At 59.6% G+C, this 18,639-nt stretch carries 10 protein-coding genes; 6 read left to right on the top strand and 4 right to left on the bottom strand.

Annotated features, from left to right (window positions below; translation table 11 throughout):
* Positions 1-769: 769 nt before the first annotated feature.
* Complete coding sequence (locus ACVI1L_RS25225; protein ID WP_253640559.1) at positions 770-1,912, bottom strand: 8-amino-7-oxononanoate synthase; 1,143 nt, start codon at positions 1,910-1,912, stop codon at positions 770-772.
* 705 nt (positions 1,913-2,617) lie between these two features.
* Between ACVI1L_RS25225 and ACVI1L_RS25220 the strand changes: the two genes are divergently transcribed.
* On the top strand, positions 2,618-2,833 hold the full coding sequence (locus ACVI1L_RS25220; protein ID WP_456784128.1) for a hypothetical protein: 216 nt from the start codon (positions 2,618-2,620) through the stop codon (positions 2,831-2,833).
* Between the two features lie 719 nt (positions 2,834-3,552).
* Here ACVI1L_RS25220 and ACVI1L_RS25215 read toward each other — a convergent pair.
* Positions 3,553-4,296: a Crp/Fnr family transcriptional regulator gene (locus ACVI1L_RS25215; protein ID WP_253640561.1), complete on the bottom strand. Its 744-nt coding sequence runs from the start codon at positions 4,294-4,296 to the stop codon at positions 3,553-3,555.
* A gap of 1,672 nt (positions 4,297-5,968) precedes the next feature.
* On the opposite strand from ACVI1L_RS25215, the gene ACVI1L_RS25210 reads away from it, so the two are divergent.
* Positions 5,969-7,117, top strand: a complete 1,149-nt coding sequence (locus ACVI1L_RS25210) for an acyl-CoA dehydrogenase family protein (protein ID WP_456784127.1) — start codon at positions 5,969-5,971, stop codon at positions 7,115-7,117.
* 203 nt (positions 7,118-7,320) lie between these two features.
* Here the strand turns inward: ACVI1L_RS25210 and ACVI1L_RS25205 are convergent, their stop codons facing one another.
* Positions 7,321-8,580, bottom strand: a complete 1,260-nt coding sequence (locus ACVI1L_RS25205) for a Glu/Leu/Phe/Val family dehydrogenase (protein WP_253640563.1) — start codon at positions 8,578-8,580, stop codon at positions 7,321-7,323.
* 679 nt (positions 8,581-9,259) lie between these two features.
* Here ACVI1L_RS25205 and ACVI1L_RS25200 point away from each other — a divergent pair.
* Positions 9,260-10,972 carry an MFS transporter gene (locus tag ACVI1L_RS25200; RefSeq protein ID WP_456784126.1) on the top strand — a complete coding sequence of 571 codons (1,713 nt, stop codon included), beginning with the start codon at positions 9,260-9,262 and terminating at the stop codon, positions 10,970-10,972.
* A gap of 1,247 nt (positions 10,973-12,219) precedes the next feature.
* Positions 12,220-13,338 (top strand): branched-chain amino acid ABC transporter substrate-binding protein, encoded by a 1,119-nt coding sequence (locus ACVI1L_RS25195; RefSeq protein WP_456784125.1) that lies wholly within the window; start codon positions 12,220-12,222, stop codon positions 13,336-13,338.
* A gap of 649 nt (positions 13,339-13,987) precedes the next feature.
* Here ACVI1L_RS25195 and ACVI1L_RS25190 read toward each other — a convergent pair.
* Positions 13,988-14,161: a hypothetical protein gene (locus ACVI1L_RS25190; protein WP_253640566.1), complete on the bottom strand. Its 174-nt coding sequence runs from the start codon at positions 14,159-14,161 to the stop codon at positions 13,988-13,990.
* 1,624 nt (positions 14,162-15,785) lie between these two features.
* Here ACVI1L_RS25190 and ACVI1L_RS25185 point away from each other — a divergent pair.
* The gene (locus ACVI1L_RS25185; RefSeq protein ID WP_456784124.1) at positions 15,786-17,300 is read left to right on the top strand and encodes an FAD-dependent oxidoreductase; all 1,515 of its coding nucleotides are present in this window, start codon (positions 15,786-15,788) and stop codon (positions 17,298-17,300) included.
* Between the two features lie 21 nt (positions 17,301-17,321).
* Positions 17,322-18,629 carry an aminotransferase class III-fold pyridoxal phosphate-dependent enzyme gene (locus ACVI1L_RS25180; RefSeq protein WP_456784123.1) on the top strand — a complete coding sequence of 436 codons (1,308 nt, stop codon included), beginning with the start codon at positions 17,322-17,324 and terminating at the stop codon, positions 18,627-18,629.
* Positions 18,630-18,639: the final 10 nt, after the last annotated feature.

Genomic DNA, 18,639 nt, shown 5'->3' with positions numbered 1-18,639 from the left:
AAGACCCTTGGGATCCGCCGCCGTTGATTTCATTGAAATCCATACAGCTGTCCTTCTGTGCAATCTCTTGCAGATCCTCCCCGCCGGTGCTGCCACGGTTCGGTCTAGACGCCTCGACATCGAGAGAGAAGGTCTAGGAGGCTTGGCTTTCGAGAAGCTGACGCGTTTCGGGGAGACTGAGCGCACCGGCACGCGCGGCGGTCGTGGATCACAGGAAAGGTGATGTCTCGGGTCCAGGCCTCGAGCTTAGGTCGATAAGCCCAGGCGAACGACCTACAATCATCGACCTTAGGCCGACACCGAGAAAGGGGCGGGGTGCCATCCTAAACCTTCCTGCAATCCCTCCCGTGGACGAGGGGGCTCCACTGCGAGATGGGTCGATCCGGCGATCGGCCGGCATGCTGTTGGACGCAATATCGAACCGGTTGAGGGAGCTATACGAGCCGGATCGTCCGACCTTGGCGATCAAGCAGGGCTGAAGATTACATAGAGGAGAATTGCGACGACGATGGCTGTCCAACCCACCGATGATAGGAAAAGCGCTACTCGCGTCGGCATGTGTCGATTTCTCATGTATCAGTCAACGAAGAGGCCGCCAGTGTTAGAAACGCAGCCTCGCCGCATTTGTGTGAGCTCACGTACGCCGCACAAAGCGGCACTATGCGTAAGGACATCGTGATCACCGATCGGAAAGGAGACAATTTACACGCACCGGCGCATCCCTCGGATATCGATCCGGATATCGGCGTCACGTCATGATTTTGCGACGTCACCGCACCTCACCCCAAGTCTCTTCGACCAACGCATCGATCATATCGGATACATCATCTTGCCCGACATTAAGGGTCAGCGAAATCCGCAACCTTGCCGTTGCCACAGGCACTGTTGGTGGCCGTATGCCGCGGATATCAAAGCCGCGCGCCTGCAGTGCAGCGGCGAGCCGCATCGCGCGGACGTTGTCACCCACGATGTAAGGAACGATCTGTGAGCTCGAACGGATCGGTCGGCCGCACATGGCGAACTGCCGATGCGTAAAATCGACAAGATCGGTCAGGCGTTTCTGTCGATCAGGCTCCTCCTGTAGGATCAAGAGCGCTTCCCGAGCAGCGACGGCCATCAGGGGCGATGGCGCGGTGGCGAAAATGAATGGACGGCACCGATTCACCATGAAGTCGCGCAATACGCCGGAAGCGGTGACAAGCGCGCCCTCCGTCCCCAACGCCTTCCCGCAGGTGTGGACCACCAGGAGATTTTCGCGCCCCTCATAGGGCGCGGTGAGCCCCCGTCCCTGGTCGCCGTAAACGCCTGTGGCATGAGCCTCGTCCACGACCAAGAACGCCTCGCAGCGCTCGGCGATTGTAACCAGATCCTTGAGGGGCGCGAAGTCTCCGTCCATACTGTAGAGGCTCTCCACCACGATCCAGACGCGTCCCTTTCCGCCCTTGGCGCGCCAGTCACCAATCGCATCGTCGACCGACTGGGGATCATTATGGTCGCTTATCCGGAACTCGGCTCGGCCCGCTCGTGCGCCTTCATGAATACTGGCGTGCACGAGCGAATCGAGAATAAGCAGATCGCCCCGCTGCGGCAGCGTTGTCAAAAGAGCGAAGTTTGCGATGTAACCGCCTCCGAAGAACAGCGCTGTCTCCGCGCGGAAGAACCGCGCCGCCTCCGCTTCGAGAGCTTCGTGCTCCTTACAATTGCCGCGCAGGAGCCGTGACCCACCAGCACCGATCGGCGTGCCTGCATCGAGCGCCGTGAGCAGAGCCTTCTTCATACGTGGCGCGCTCGCCAGCGCCAGATAATCGTTCGAAGAAAAATCACTTCCTGCGCGCGACTTCAGTCCGCGCAGCCGATCGTTTTCTTTCAAGGCTTGCAGGGCCGCGACATAGCCATTCAGCGGCGTGTTCATTGATCAATATCCTGCCGCCCCGGAGCAGGGCGCGATCAATCGAGTCTTCGTGGCACGGATCTGTGCTTGTATCAACGACATGCGACGGATTCGCAAGCAGATCAAGCCGCGCAGGCCGAAGAAGCACCGCGCCGCCACCTCGTCGGTCACGGACTGCCGTTCAGCGAAAACAAGCCTCATGAATAAGCAAGCAGGACGAGCATGCCGACGCGATTCTCGACACGCCTGCGCTTGCCGGTGATGCCGACGCTGCTCACCTTGCCAGCGTCACGCGGAGACACCTGCGCCCCCTCATTTATCCGCACCTAAAGATCCTCCCGAACGGCCGCTGAGAGAATGAACCAGTTACATGCGCGGACCATTCTGCCCTCGCCTAGCTATTTGGCAGATTGGGCACCCTCATGCGCGCGCAAACTTTGTACAGAGCGGACAAGCACGCGTGCACTCAGCGAGCGTGATCTAATTGTGTCATAAGCGCACGCTCCGTACCCCAAGCGAGTGGCGGAAATCGAATTTTCTTCCTGCGGCTTTACGTCGTGAACCACACTCCCTGGGGATGAGCTTCATCAAAAACAGGCACTCAAACGCCGGTTTCAAGCGACACGTGGGGACGAATTGCATTTAAACATCGCGCTCAGCGGAGATAATGATGCGATCAAATGCGTCTCGCTGGCTCGTTGGCGAAGATCGAGCAGGAACAGGAACATGGTCAGTCATTACTACCGACTGCTTTACCGATTCCGCATGCGCGCATATACCGAAGCACTGTTTCTGCGTAGCAGGCACGAGAAGCAGGAAAAGCTCTGGCTGCAGTGCAGCCTGATGCGCCTTGGGCGCGAACTACGGCAATCCGAGCACTGGTCCAGTGCAGCGGGTCGGCCGGTCCAGGACGCGGCCGAAGCTATCGGTTGCTCCATCTGAGGACGCGGCAACTCGTCCTGCAATAGCGCGTTACGGCGGCAACAAGCGGTGCTGATGGCCGTGCATCAACGTGCACAATAGCATGAACAAGCGCGAGAAGCACCTAAGGAGGAAGTCATCATGAGATGGTCATGCTGTTGGATGGAGCAGGCCCGCCGCGGGTATCATGGCCACTTGTCATCAACCTGCACCGCATCACCGCATGCGCTATTCCGCGCTGACCGATCCTCGCTTGGCAACACCGGTCGCGGGCCCGAGCCGTTCGGTCGGATCGCGCCCCAGCTTGGGCTTCAGCTGCGCTAGTTCAATAAAGAGGTCACGTGAGGTTATTTCAGATCACTTCATGACATGCGCTTTGATGCGCGCAACATCCCTCTTGCAGCACCGCTATTCGCACTATTCACCTATCGTCCCGCGATGATCTACAGCGGTTCGTGTTTCCGTCTGCATGCCCCGGCAACGAATGCTTTGATTCTCTTCGGCTGCGCTCCGACGAACTCAGTACGCAACGGACGAGCAACCTTCATTTTAACCCGAGCGTCTCATTAGCGCCCTTCGCCCGAAAGTTGCCATCCCGATTAGGCTTTGACGTCATGACCGAGCCTGGATCCGGCGCCCAGCTCCAGGTGCCGCCGTCGCAAATTGGCGCAGCAACCCGGGCATCAGGCGTCGCGAAAGCGGCTATTGCCCCGGAAGAAACTAAGCTCCTTGAGCGTAAATCATCCGAGCAGGCCTCGCTCAGACCCTGACTGCTCGACCAAAGAACCCACGCGTCCAAGACAATGAACCGAAGAGGCATAAGCGCTCGAGACAAGCTTATAGCAACAGCATGCCTTTTGCTCGAGGGACTTGCGATCATCAATCTGCAAAACGCCGCGCTCCTTGCGAATCAGCCCGTATCCCTCGAATCGGACGAGCGTCTCCGCGACCGCGGCAAGGCGCAATCCTAAGCCGTCGGAAAGGCAATGATGGGTAATGGGCAGCATAGGGGCATCGACAGCATCGCTTGCCAAACAGAGCCAGGAGGCGAGTCGCTGTTCGCGATCGTGCCGAACTCCGCACAATGCTGTCTGAACGCACTGAAACGTCATCGCTTGGATGTAGCCAACGAGATGCTCTCGGATCTCAGGGCGTTCCTTTATCACTCGACGCAAATCCTCGATACGGGTCCGGTGCGCGCTTCCCGCAAAGAGCACGACCGATTGATGCGTCGAAAGACGCCCTCCCCACAAGAACGCGGCGCCGAGCACGCCCCGATATCCTACGACTGCCGTTTCTAGCATGCTACCCGCCGTGAGAATTCTCAGCGAAGCGAGGCCCGACTCTATGAAGTAGACGTGCTCTACATGCTTATTCGGCTCATGCAAAGCCATACCTTTTTTCAGGGTGATCGGCTCAAGTATCTCCCCTATTGCCGTAAGATCTTGCAAAGAAAGTCGCCCCAGAATCGCATTTTTGATCAAGGGCCGCTCCTTGGGGCACACCAAGAGACGACGAAGCATCGGCAGCGTGCTGAACGCCCCTTGTGAGCCACACTTTCGGAGCAGTCGAGCGCGTCGACAACGGCGGGCACGTGGTCGGCCATGGTCCCTTTTTCTAGCGTGCTTGTGCTCCGCGCGGTAAGCGGCCCCGCCCCCACCCACTAGGGAGACGAGGGCGGAGCCCGCCCCCCTTGCCCTGAAGCGGTAAGCCACGCTGTGCCATAGACTCACGGGAGTTCTGGTCTTCCGCGCGTTTTACGACGTCGCGTAAGATAATTTCAGATAGCCACACCACCAGGCTTTGAGACGCGCAGTATCTTGCTTTGCAACGTTCCAGCTCACACTGCTCGTCTGTCATTGCCGAAGCTTTATAGAGAACTTTTTGTCATCGTTCAGTCATATTCATGTAGACCGCACGCAGTTGAGAATGCTCCGACAAATGCCGTACGTGAGGTACAAACAATCCAGTTCCTCGACAAAGTGTGTCATCTCGGCCTCAGATTTGATCGTTTCGCACGAACGCAAAAAGAGATCTCAGGACGGTTTCCTTTGGGTATGTACGAAGTAGAATATCGCCTCGTCCAAGACCTGCGTTGCGGTGGCTATATGAGCAGCGACAGTTCGCTGAAATAGAGCGGCCGGCGGCCGCGAAAGGTTGACTCACGCCAAGAATCTGCGCGAGTCCCTTGCGTTCGCTACGACAGACCACGAACGGGCGGACGGACCTGCAAAATCTTCAAAGGCTGCTGGAAGCTCTCTGTAGTCGCCTGCATGAGCTGAGGACTCTCGCAGCACCTAAGGCGGCGACTTGTGCGATGGTAGCGCCGCAAGCCGCCGTCGCATTCTACAAGCACCTTGCGTCTGCTGTCCGCTTCCAATCAACAGCTCAAGCGGCGCGGACGAGCCTCGCTTAACTTCGGTACAAGTACAGAACTGTGCCCGCGCTGCCGTGAACCTTTGCTGCGACCAGCGATACGCCCATTTGGTCCAAGCTGTGATTAACGGCAAATAGCTGAGGCCGGCTATCCGCGGTTGAGGTCTATTTCAGCTCGCTCGCTTCGCGCCATGTCCGCTTGATGACACCGTGACTGGAACCAGACACAGAGCTCGCACGCATCCTGTTGACGCAGTTCGTGCCAGGCGAGCTCGCCCCGTGCAAACACAGCTGGCGGACCATGTTTGATGGCACGTCGATTGCTGGGGAAATGGTAAGGGATCCGCGGGCTAGAGCGCGCCAAGTCGGGAATTGACGACGTGGGCTGAAGTGGCCTGCCGCCATGTGTGAAAAATCGCCGGTTTGAGAAGACATGACAAGACATGCGCTGTCCCCCCTTGCAGTCATGGTGCAGCTGAGTTGGATGGATCTCACCGCCGCATATGGTCTGATTTGCCGGTTCAGACTCAATATCGCGCCGGGCCACATCTTGGCCAGCTTTCCCGGCCCTCAAGGCCCCTTTTCTTTGGCCCGATCCGTTCGGGATGTGATTTAGAGAGGAGACCGCCTGCAATCCGATCACAATCGATATCAACGCAATCGACGATCTTCTCCGGCTGGAATCAATCCGGCCAGCCTCCGCCATGCGTGCACAATCCACATCAATCACGCCGCTGGGCGTCTCAAGACACCGAGGACAACATGAACACTCCGCCAGAGATGATCGCGCCGGAAACCGACGTTTCGGCAGCGACAAGGGATAGTCTGTCGCCGCTGCTGGCCGATATCCGCGCGCGTCGGAACGAGTTCGCCCGCGCGCAGAAGCTTCCAGACGACATCATCGACGCTTTCAAGCGCGCTGGCGTCTATCGGGCCATGGCCGCCAAGCGCTTCGGCGGCGAGGAGCGAACGCCGGCCGATTTTTGTCGCCTGATCGAGCGCATTTCCGAAGCGGACGGATCGGCAGGCTGGGTCGCCAGCTTCGGTGACGGGGCTTGCTATCTCTCCGCTCTTCCAGACGACACGCTTTGCGAAGTATACGCAAATGGACCTGACGTGGTGTACGCGGGTGCGGTTTTCCCGCTCCAGACCGCCAAGCGAAGCGCCGACGGGTTTGTCGTGAACGGCGTGTGGCCATTCGCCAGCGGCTCACCGGGGGCGGAGCTGATAGGCGTTGGGATCACTGTGGAGGATGATCCAACAGGTGGTCTTGCACGTGTAGCCGTCATGCCGGCCGAGAAGGTGACAATCCGTCCCAATTGGGACGTCATCGGCCTGCAAGGCACCGGCAGCCATGACGTCGTTGTCGACGATGTCATTGTGCCGGAGAAGTGGACCCTGATCCGCGGCGGTCCGCCGACACTCGACGGGCCGATCTACCGTTACCCGTCAGTGGCTTTCGCTGCGCAGGCGCATGCGATTGTCGGCATCGGTATTGCGCGCTCCGCGCTAGACGAGGTGATCGCCATGGCCCGAAGCCGCGCCTCGATTACTGGAGCGCCCGTGATGGCAGAGCGCGGCTATATCCAACTGGAGATGGCTAGAGCCGAAGCCATGCTGCGTTCCGCCCGCTCTTTCTTCTATGATGCAACCGAGGAGCTATGGAAGGAAGCATTGGAGGGCACGGTCCGGCCGAACACGACGACGCTGATGCGGCTCGCCGCGACCAACGCCGCCCGACAGAGCGCTGAGGTCTGCAAGATCGCGAGCGGTCTCGCCGGAACTGGCTCGCTCTATACGACGAGCAACCTGGCGCGCGCGATGTGCGATAGCTTCGTGGTTGCCCAGCACGCCGCTTTAAACGAAGGCACGCTTCAGAGCGCCGGCCGCCTCTTGCTCGGAAGTCCAGCGCCGCCGGGCTTTCCATGAAGTCGTTCAGCCACGGCAACTCCGCACGGCCCGCAACAACGGATCGTCGGACCCGCGTCATGATGCGGGAACGCACAGGATCCATCCCGCGCGCGCTTGTGCCAAATCTAGCCGCCTTTGCACTTGGCCCCTGCTATACAGATCGAAGTGGACAGAACGCCCATGCGAGCGAGTAGATACCAAATCGAAGTCACTTGAACAGGCTACGGAAACAGTCCGCGTGTCTCCTTTGCACCGCGTACCCGCTCCACACCAATGGCCATAGCGGCAGTGCGATTGGAAACCCCGTCCCGCTCACTTCGCGATAATACCCGATCAAACGCCCGGTCCAATATCTGATACTCCCGACGCATGACCTCTTCCTCCTCCCAGAACAATTGCTGAAGGTCCTGCACCCATTCGAAATAACTAACCACCACACCTCCTGCGTTGCACAGAATGTCCGGGATCACGAAGATCTCTTTCTGGCGCTTTTCGAGAACTCGATCGGCTTCCGGCGTGGTCGGACCATTGGCTCCTTCAGCTAGTATTCGGCAACGCAGGTTGCCTGCCAATTTGTCGTTGATCACCCGTTCCACCGCGGCCGGAACAAGTATGTCGCAATGCAATGCGAGCATCTCCATTGAATCGAAAGCGAGCTCACTGGAATAACCGTTCAAGCTGCCGTGCCAGGCGGCATGCCTGACCAGCTCGGGAATATCGAGACCCGAGGGCTGGTAGAGCGCGCCGGTGTGATCGCTTACCGCGATCACTTTGACTCCCATATTATGCAGCTCGAGTGCAGCGATCGAGCCGACGTTTCCGAATCCCTGTACAACCGCAGTTGCGCCATCGAGACGGATGTTGCGCTCATCTGCAGCACGACGGGCCAGATGAGCGACACCTCTGCCTGTGGCTTCCCGACGCCCCAGGGTTCCGCCGGCGCTAACAGGCTTTCCCGTCACGATTTCCGTAACCGTTCGTCCCTGATACATGGAGTATGTATCCATGAACCAGGCCATGATCTGCTCATTGGTTCCCATATCGGGCGCCATCACGTCTGTGTGGGGCCCGACGAATGGGATCATCTCCTGCATATATCGACGAGAAAGCGCCTCGAGTTCGCGCCTGGACAAGCTCGCCGGATCGACGTTGATTCCCCCCTTCGCGCCGCCATATGGCAGTCCGACCAATGCGCACTTCCAGCTCATCCAGATCGCCAGTGCCGCGACTTCGCCGAGATCAACGCTTGCTGCGAACCGTGTGCCCCCCTTCGTGGGGCCAAGCGTCAGGTGATGCTGCACGCGATAGCCTTCGAACACTGCGGTCGTGCCGTCATCGCGATGAATCGGACAGGAGATCGTGACCGCGCGCTTGGGCATCAGGATCCTGGCTCTCGCGTCCTGCGGTATGGATAGATAGTCTGCGATGACTTCGAATTGCTTTACGGCCATGTCAAAGACTGGCCCACGGTATGCCGTCACGTTCGCTTCCCTGGTTGCCGGCTAGATGCTGGATCAAGTGGTGGATTCGGTATTGCCGTTTTCTAATATTCATCCGGCCTGCGACAGACCCGCTGTCTGTGACACAGCAATTGTTCGCCCGGGCCTGGAAGGCCCATCTGTTGCTCCACATTGCGTTCTCGGTGGAAATCCTTCGCCGCAGCACCCGCCGCGCGGGATGGGAACAGACCGGACGCCCTCCATCGACAGGCAACAATTTGCCGACCGAAAGCAGGTTCCGCCAAACGCCGCATCGCTATGTGCACTATCGATAGTCCGTGACATGGACTCCCGGCGCCCCAGCAGTGAGGGAGCGCTTCACCGTATCTCGCGACGAATGATTCCGCACTCGTGGACTTCGTCAATTTGTCCGTTACGTACAAAGTTTGCGCGCCAGCCATGCATCGTCTGTCAATGTGGCAATGCAAGCGACGCACTGGCGCGAATAGGCACGAAGCGGACCTCACTCATCCGATCGACAGCGCCCCGTGAGCCAGGAACGCGTACTTACTGAAATGGAGAGATCGGAAAACAAGCCGAACACCGCTATGCGATCGGCGCGTCTCGTTCACGACCAAGCCAGGGTGTGGTCGATATTGCGCCCGGAACATCCTTGTGATCCGCATCAGAATCAAATCATGGTAGATCATCACGATCTGACATGACCGATTCAACCACAGTCCAGTCACGTAGCGCCGACGGCATCACGGCGCCTCTGCGGCACGCGACGTTTCGCCGTATCTGGCTTGCGAGCCTCCTGTCCAATATCGGCAGCTTGATTCAAGGTGTCGGTGCAGCCTGGGCGATGACGCAGATGACGTCCTCGGCTGACAAAGTCGCGCTGGTGCAGACCGCGCTATTGCTGCCAGTGATGCTGATTTCCATGCCAGCCGGCGCGATCGCCGATATGTACGATCGCCGCATCGTGGCGCTGGTTTCGCTTGGCATCGCGCTCGCCGGCGCAACCGGCCTGACTGTGGCCGCCTGGCTTGGTTTGGCCACACCGAACGTCTTGCTCGCACTCTGCTTCGTGGTCGGCAGCGGGATGGCCCTTATGGGACCGGCTTGGCAATCGTCCGTAAGCGAACAAGTGCCGTTGGAAGCGCAGCTGCCTGCGGCCATTGCGCTGAATGGCATCAGTTACAATATCGCACGGAGCGTCGGCCCGGCAATCGGCGGCGTGGTGGTAGCTAGCGCCGGTGCAGTGGCCGCATTCGCGCTCACCACGCTGCTCTATCTGCCGCTGATAGTCTCGTTGTTCCTTTGGAAGCGCGTCAGCGCCCCCTCACGCCTGCCACCTGAAAGATTGAGCCGCGCAATGGTATCCGGCGTGCGCTACATCAGCAATTCGCCATCGATCAAAGTCGTATTGCTTCGCACCCTTGTAACCGGCGTCGGAGGCGGCGCGATTACTGCGCTGATGCCTCTGGTGGTGCGGGATGTGTTGCATGGCGACGCCCAGACCTACGGCATCATGCTCGACGCCTTCGGCCTGGGTGCCGTGGTCGGCGCGTTGAACATTGCCGAGATCCGCAGCCGGATGAGCGGCGAAGCTGCGATTCGCGCCTGTGCATTGTCCATGGGCGCGGCGATGGCTGCCGTGGCGCTAAGCCGCCAACCGCTATTGACCGCGGCCGCGCTGGTCCTGGCTGGAGCCGTGTGGATGCTGACATGGGCGGTGTTCAACATCGGAGTTCAGCTGTCGGCGCCACGCTGGGTAACCGGTCGCTCGCTTGCGGCCTATCAGGCGGCGAGTTCAGGCGGGATTGCCGTCGGCAGCTGGGGTTGGGGCCATCTGACCGACGCGGCCGGCGTTGAAACCGCGCTGCTGGTATCGGCCGCCCTGATGCTCGCCTCACCAATCATCGGCCGTTGGCTGCCCATGCCCCGTGTCGGCGCGCGCGGCGAAGAGCCTGAGCCGCTCGCCGATCCCGAAATACGGCTCGCCCTGACCGGACGCAGCGGGCCGCTCGTCGTCGAGATCGAATACCGAATTGCACAAGAGAATGCCCGCGCGTTTCACAATGTCATGCAGGACGTGCAATTGTCTCGCCAGCGCAACGGCGCCTATGGCTGGTCGATCGCGCGCGACATCGCCGATCCCGAATTGTGGACCGAACGCTATCACTTTCCGACCTGGTTCGACTACTTGCGCTGGCGCAACCGCCCGACCCAGTCGGAACGTGCCCTGGAGCGGCAGGCCATTCACTTCCACATCGGTCCTGCGCCGGTACGTGTGCGCCGCATGCTGGAGAGGCCATTCGGCGCGGTACGCTGGAAGGACGACACGCCCGAGGGTGCGAGCGCAGAAATGCGGCCGGAGATGGCAAGCGCGGCAAACGCACGTAGCCGGGCGCTTCGGCCGACCAAGTAACCCGGTTTCCCGAAGCTCGGAACCTTAGCGGACGGATGTGCTCGAATATGCAGAAGGTCGAGTTTTCGGGCAGGCTGTACGACTAGTTCAACGTGCGAGCAGCCTGCCAGCGAATCCGATCTCCTGACCAAGGCCAGCCTCTCCGGCCGTGTCACCCGAGCACTGATGCACTTCTGACAGGCTTCGAATTCTGACAAGCTTCGAATTCGATCCGCTCTTGCTATGCCGCGCTTCAACGAGTTGCGGCGCAATAGCGCTACGAAGATGCAACATCACGTAGAGAAAGCAGGAATAGTGCAATCAGAATCGCCAAGAATTCAGCTTGGCGAACTGCCACTCTGTGCTTCCTTATGGGTTCAATCGAGGGCGATTCATGCGCAATCATGACCTTGTCTCGGGTAGTCTCCTCGCGCTGACCGCAACCAGCTTCGAGCTCCTCTGCTCAAACCTGCTCGTCTTTGCCTTCATTTGAAACGAGCGCCGGTTGCCTTGTCGGCCTATGAATGCCGGCCTCGCCATCAAGTATCAAGAGTTCAACGACCTGTAAGGACGACAAGGATTTCTGACCTCGGCGCGGGCTCGGCTGACGCCGAGAGCCTTCGTGCCCGCCTAGCCAGGACAGCAAAAACAACTCTGCAGTCAGTTCCGTCTGCCACCGTCGATGTCGGTGAGGCATGTGGATTGTCTTTCGAATGGCGGACGATGTGAACGATCGCCTCATCTCCCTCCCGTCCGGACCGCTTACCTCTCACGTACGCATTCCTGACGCGTCGAGCTCTGTACGTTGCGGACTGAGCTATTACTTTCCTGGCTGCAAGTTTCCGCTAGTGTCGTCCAACGTAGCGCCGTGCGTTGAACGAGCGGCGGGCGATATGAGATCGGCAACGCGTTGCGAGAATGAGACGGGACGAACGTTTGTACGTTAACGTTGCTCGTTGATATAGCTCTACCCTTGCGTACGCGCCCCGGCCCATCACTCTGCTGGAACGGCATCGGAAAATGTCTTTGTACTGCTTTCGGGCGATGAGCTGCCTGCCGATAGTTCACCGAACTTCTATATGGTTCGGCGTACGGACTGTTTCTCCACCGGCTCAAGGTGGGCTGCCGCTCCATCATGGCAGTGCACGCGGATGTTCGCTGCGCGGCCATGACTTTATCTCCGGCTGCTTTTAGGCGCTGGCCGTCGCCAGGATCGCTTTGCTTTGCTCGACTTACTCGCCGCTGTATTTACCTTGTGAGGACCATCCATGACATCACTCAAGCTGATCGGCTTTGCGTTTGGAGCACTGATTGCGCTGTCCACCGCGGCACTGGCAGAGGACATCACCATCGCCGTCGCTGGACCGATAACTGGGGGCGAGTCCGCCTTCGGGCGGCAGATGAAGAACGGCGCCGAGATGGCGGTGGAGCAGATCAACGCTTCCGGCGGCGCACTCGGCAAGAGGCTCGCCCTCGACATTGAGGACGATGCCTGCGATCCTAAGCAGGCGCGATCGGTCGCGGAGAAGATTGCTGCAGCCAAGACCCCATTCGTTGCCGGGCACTTTTGCTCTTCGTCGTCGATCCCGGCTTCGGAAGCCTATGCGGACGGCAACGTACTGCAGATTACGCCCGCCTCGACCAACCCCCTATTCACCGAGCGCAAGCTATGGAACGTGGCGCGCGTCTGCGGTCGCGACGACCAGCAGGGCCAGGTTGCTGCCGATTATATCGCCAAGCATTTCAAGGGCAAGAACATCGGCATTCTCAACGACAAGACCACCTACGGCAAGGGGCTTGCCGACGAGACGAGGAGGGCCCTCAACAAGGCCGGCGTCATCGAGAAGATTTACGAGTCCTATAACAAGGGCGACAAGGATTTCAATGCGATTGTCTCGCGTCTAAAGCGGGACAATATCGACCTCGTCTATGTCGGCGGCTATCACCAGGAAGCAGGTCTCATCCTGCGCCAGATGCGTGATCAGGGCCTGAAGACCGTACTGATGTCGGGCGACGCCTTGGCTGACAAGGAATTTGCCTCGATCACCGGCGCAGCTGGAGCGGGCACGCTCTTCACTTTCGGGCCAGACCCACGCAAGAAGCCGGCGGCGGCTGCCATCGTCAGTAAGTTCAGAGCCAGGAACATCGATCCCGAAGGGTACACCCTCTACACCTACGCTGCGGTTCAGGTCTGGACCCAGGCCGCAACCAAGGCCGGCACCACGGATCCGAGGAAGGTGATGGACGTGATCAAGGCGGGCTCTTGGGAAACGGTTATTGGCAAGCTGGAATACGACGCCAAGGGTGACATCAAGCAGCTCGACTATGTCGTTTACAGGTGGGATGACAAGGGCGGCTACAGCGAGACCAACCCGAGCGCGTTTTGACGCATCTTAGGCCGACGCATCAAAGCTGGCGTGTCTCCCGGAGCGGTGATCAATGCCGATCGATCGATTACTCCAGGGCAGTAAACTACGGCCGGAAGAAATTGAATGTCTGAGCTTGGCCTATGCACAGACACTGCGTTCGCTTTGCTTGGTTGATCGAGACGACCCTATCGCCGAAATCGTCGCAAAGAAGGTCATCGCGATCGGCGCAAGTGGGGTTAGCGATCCAGCAGAGATATCAAAGCTCGCTGTGGAGCAGCTTCGTATCCATAGATCGCGATCCGCATAAAGGGAGCACCGCGTGCATACGCCGATCGTTGGACCTTTACCCAATCGATGCTCGGCCCGCTCTCCAGGTTCAACGCCTCCACCGGGTTGGAGGCAATGGAGCTTGTTAGACCTGCCTAACGCAGATCTATGAGGGATCGACAAGATGAAAGGGCTGACCGAGAGCCTGCAGACTCACATCCTTGCGATACGTATCACTGATGTTTATCGATCCACGAAGCGGTTCGAACGCGGCCCCGCCCCATGAAGAACAAGGGCGGGGCCGCTCCCCTCCCCCGGGGGACGCCGCGCGGCGGATCATAATGGCTTTGTCTAACGTCCATCATCTGCGGATTGACCATTCGGTATACGGCCGAGCGCGTCAGTCGGATTGCGGCTTTCGGCCCTCTGCATTCTGCGTGACATTGCGCAAGACGAGTTCAGAAAGCTGCACGACTAGCTGTTTGAGACGCGCGATCTCCTGCCTGCAGCGCACCAACTCACGCTCTTCATCCGTCGTTGTCGACTCATAGCGGCTCCCAACCGCATGATTCATTTGACCCTCTACCCGACCAATAACCGCGAACGACAGTTCAAGCACACTCTATTGCCCTGTAATTTTACGGGCACATCGGCCTTTCTACGCCACTAAACATTGTACGATGCGATCCAACTGTCTCGCCGGCCCTGGCAATGTGCTATCCGCGCAACAGATTGGACCGTTTCGTACTAAACTCACTGGCATGACCGGCAAGGACGTCGAGTTTTGTCCTCTTGGAGCCGGAATGACCCAGCAGGAACGGCGATCGCCTCTCAGCCTGGGATAGGTTTCGGGTAGGCAAGACCGAGCTCCGGTTGAATTGGCTTTGAGGCGAATGCATTGCTCGTGGGCGAAATCCAGGGCAACTCGCCCGCCCGGCCAACGCCCCGCCGCGATCTTGCCGCAGCGCACGGGTGTCGTCGATCGGATCGCGCATTTGAGATCGTCGACGCCGACCGCGCCATTCGGCTGGCTAATAAGACGCTCAAATGGTGCGCTGAAGGTTCTCGGCCGCCAATCAGAAAGCACGTCAGCTTTTGGAAAGCCAACAGGCATGAGCTCACATGGAAAACATGCCGCAACGACGCCTCGATCGCGATGCGGTGCACGACCATCAAAAAACGAATGCAACACGTACGTCCACCCTTCTCGGACCACTTAGCTGCTCGTGAAAGGCGGTCAGCTTGAAATTGTATGCGGGTCAGCTCAAAGAGCTTGAATCGCACGTGGCGGCACGTTGTACCATCTCAGAGCAGCTAACGAGGATACCCGACGGGACTTACTGTTGCTGCCATGATGAGACGATGACGCCGATGCGGTCGGTATGTGTACAGCAGAGACCAACTCCACTGTTCCAACCATCGTCTGTGAGATTACGCAAAGGAGCACAATCGACACCAGATCTGTCCGACATTGGTCCTTTCGCAGTTTGAATTTGCGGTGAAAGCTTTACCGCAAATACCGCCGACAGTCCTCCCTCTGTCGACGGAAGTTGGCGCGATGCTTAGCAGCCTCGCTCCCCAGACTGACTTCCGCCCGGCCATCGATCAGGCCGGGCCTTTTTTTGTCGTCTATGAAGGGCATAGCTTGAGTCGTTCTAGCCAGCATCTGATGTGCGGAGAGTCGTGAAAGAAATTCAATTGCTGGTAGTCCATCAGACCGGCTGAGTCTCGCGCGATCAAACCGCGTACAATTCATACAATGATATATGAATGTAGCGACCGATCGATTCATTCCAGCGAGTGCGGCCCTAAAAGCTCCCCCATGGCGCCGCGAAGCGGAACTTGCGAGCGCCGTCTCGATCACGAAAATATATGTTTGGTGCGCACATCGGGAGCAGGTGGGCGGCTTGCTTCGAGAGTACTTAGATCTATCAAAAATTGCATTCCGGAAAAAGCCGCTTGCTGATATTCATGCGGTTGCTGCCTCGAAGGGCTTGAATCGCACGCCGCGTCATATTGTACGATCTCACGGCGATGATCCTTGGCAAACGAGCGAAGCCAAACCGGATAATCCGGGGCGATCGCATGGATCAGCCGCGCGTTCCGCACTCGCGATGAGACTTGTTTGATGGCACTTCCTCTCTAATGAATACGGCGCGATTGTGCATCGGCGATATCTGTTGCCAGAAGATGGGATAATGACGGCCGATATTGTTGATGTATGCGTAATCGGAAGTGGCGCCAGCGGCTCGACGGTCGCTCACGAGATCGCGCAACGCGGATTGCGAGTACTCCTTCTCGAGGAAGGTCGAACACTTCTTCCCGGCGCTTCGCTGGCGAGCGTCCAAAATGGCATGGACAGCGCGCTCGTGCAGTCTGCGGCAGGGACGTTGACGCCGTTCGGGCGTCCGTGGACCGTCTGCGCGCTCGGCGGCGGAATGACTTTGTATGCCGGAATAGCCTTCCGCTGTCGCGCGATCGATTTTGACGCACGAGCGCATGTGGCCGGGGACGCGCTCGACCCGAGCTGGCCGATCGACTACACCGAACTACGCCCATTCTATGATGAGCTGGAACGGCGCGTGGGAGTGGCCCGCCTGGCCGGAGCGGACCCGCTCGAGCCGCCAAGCGATCCCCCCGTTCTGCCGCCGCACCAGTACAGCGTGCAGGGCCAGTTGATTGCCGATGCCGGGGCACGCCTGGGCCGGCTGCCGTTCCCCACTCCATTGGCAATCAACTCGATGCCATATCGCGGCCGGCCAGCCTGCCGCTGCGAGGGACCATGCAACGAGCATTTGTGCCCGAGCGGCGCGAGGGCCGACGCACGCTCGCCGTTCACAGGTATCGCCCTGCCGCCGGACGCGCTGACGATTGCGCCCGGCAGCAAGGCCGTCCGCATCGATCTCGGCAACGTCAGTCGAGCGGATTCGGTGGAATGGGTTGACACGCTCAACCGACAACGCGCTCGGGTCCGCGCCCGCTGCGTGGTGCTCGCGGGCAACGCGGTGCAGTCTGCCGCCCTGCTCCTACGGTCGGCGCAACAGGCAGCGCCCAACGGCATCGGCAACGCATCTGGCATGGTAGGCAGTGGCATCTCGTTTAAGATCAGCGGCTACGTGTCCGGTAGGACCACGATAAATCCGCCGATCACGCCCCAGCCCGGCCGCCCCTTCTCCACCGTCGCGGTGTCCGATCACTACCTGGACGACGAGGCGCCTTCGGGGCTCGGCGGAATGATCTACGAAGCAAGTCCGCCTGAACGCACGGAATCCGACGGAGAGATAAGGCTACGGCTGCATTTTTTGGCGGCCGATCAGCCCATGCGCAACAATGCGGTCCGGCTGGCCACCAGCCGGGACGGGCTGGGTTTGCCCAAGATCATTCTCGATTACCGGACCCATCCCCTCGACAAGCGCCGACTAGGCTACTTGTCCCGACATGCGTCGAACTTGCTGGCCGAGGCTGGGGTAAAACAAGTCGATTATCAAGATTCCAACTATCAGTTCGGCAGCGGACACCTGCATGGCGGCTGTCGGGCGGGACTCGATCCGACACAATCGGTGGTTGACCGCTGGGGTCGCGTGCATGACATCGACAATCTCTATGTCGCGGATGGCGGCTTCTTCCCCTATGCCGGAGGCGTCAACCCGACCTTCACCATTCAGGCGAACGCGCTGCGGATCGCTCGAAGAATAGTCACGCAGCTGACGTAACGAGCGCAACGGAGACGGGTTTTGTCGATCAGCACGCCTACTGCCGCCGTGACCGCGACCGACGCGCATGGATCGGCACTGCGACGGGCGCTACGCGTCACCGCTTCGCAGAAGTGGGATCTCAACAGGCGTTTTCCGGTCGTGATGACGCGCGCGTCAGGCGCGCATGCATGGGACATCAATGGAAAGCAATACGTCGATTTCACTTCCTGTAGCGGTGCCGCGCCGCTCGGGGCCGGATTTGAGCCGGTCGTGGCGCACGCAGCCGCTGAGATGCGCCGCACCGGCGGGATTCTGCCCGGACCGCTGTCCGTGCACCGGGTCGAATTGGCCGAACGGCTGGCGGAGATCTTCCCCGTCGCGGAACGCTCAATGTTTTTCCGCACCGGATCTTGCGCTACCACCGCAGCCGTGCGCCTTGCCCGCGCGTTCACGGGCCTCAACCATGTACTGACCAGCGGATATCACGGCTGGCATGACTGGCAGTTGCAGGACCGCCCCGAGATGGGGCTGCCCAATCGGGACCGCGACAGCGTGGATTTCCGCTACAACCTCGACTTGCTCGACGAGCTGGCAAGTGTCCAGCGCGTCGCCGCGGTGATCGTCACCCCGGAGGTCAACTTCTTCCCGCCTGAATACCATCAGGAACTGCAGAGGCTGGTGCATCGGCACGGCGCCCTGCTTATTCTTGACGAGGTGATGACCGGATTTCGCTACGCCCTTGGCGGGTACCACATGGCGATCGGCCTCACGCCCGATCTGATTACACTGAGCAAAGGACTGGCGAACGGAATGGCACTGTCGGCAGTCGCGGGCCGGGCGGACGTACTCGCCGCGGCCGAAAAGACATACATGGGAAACACCTACCAGCGCGAAGTCACCCCGTTCGCCGCCGCATTGAGCACCCTGCACGCCCTGCGCGACGGGACCGCGCTGGCCCGGATGGGCGAGGTCGGCGAGCAATTGATCAAGGGGCTCAACGGCGTCTTCACAAGACAGCAGGTCGCGGCATGGGCGTTTGCCTGGCCCACCATGTTCGACGTCGTATTTGCTGACCCCGAACTTGGCCATGCCTTCTTCCAGGAGATGTGGGGTCGCGGCTTCCTGATGCAGTATGGCGGGCGCTTTATGCCCTCGGCGGCTGTGTCCGACGCCGATGTGCAGGCCGCCGTCGAAGCAGCTGGAGAGGCCCTTCCGGCGGCGCTGTCCCGCATGGAGAACCCGGCTCGCGACCCGGACGCAGTCGCAGCTGCAGTACGGTTCGCCAGAGATCATTTCGTTGCCACCCCGGGAGCGGTTCGGCGCTGGTTCAATGCGCCCGTCCACTGACAAGCACGCA

Source organism: Bradyrhizobium sp. USDA 4516 (assembly GCF_054055915.1).
This window is presented reverse-complemented; position numbering and strand designations above follow the sequence as displayed.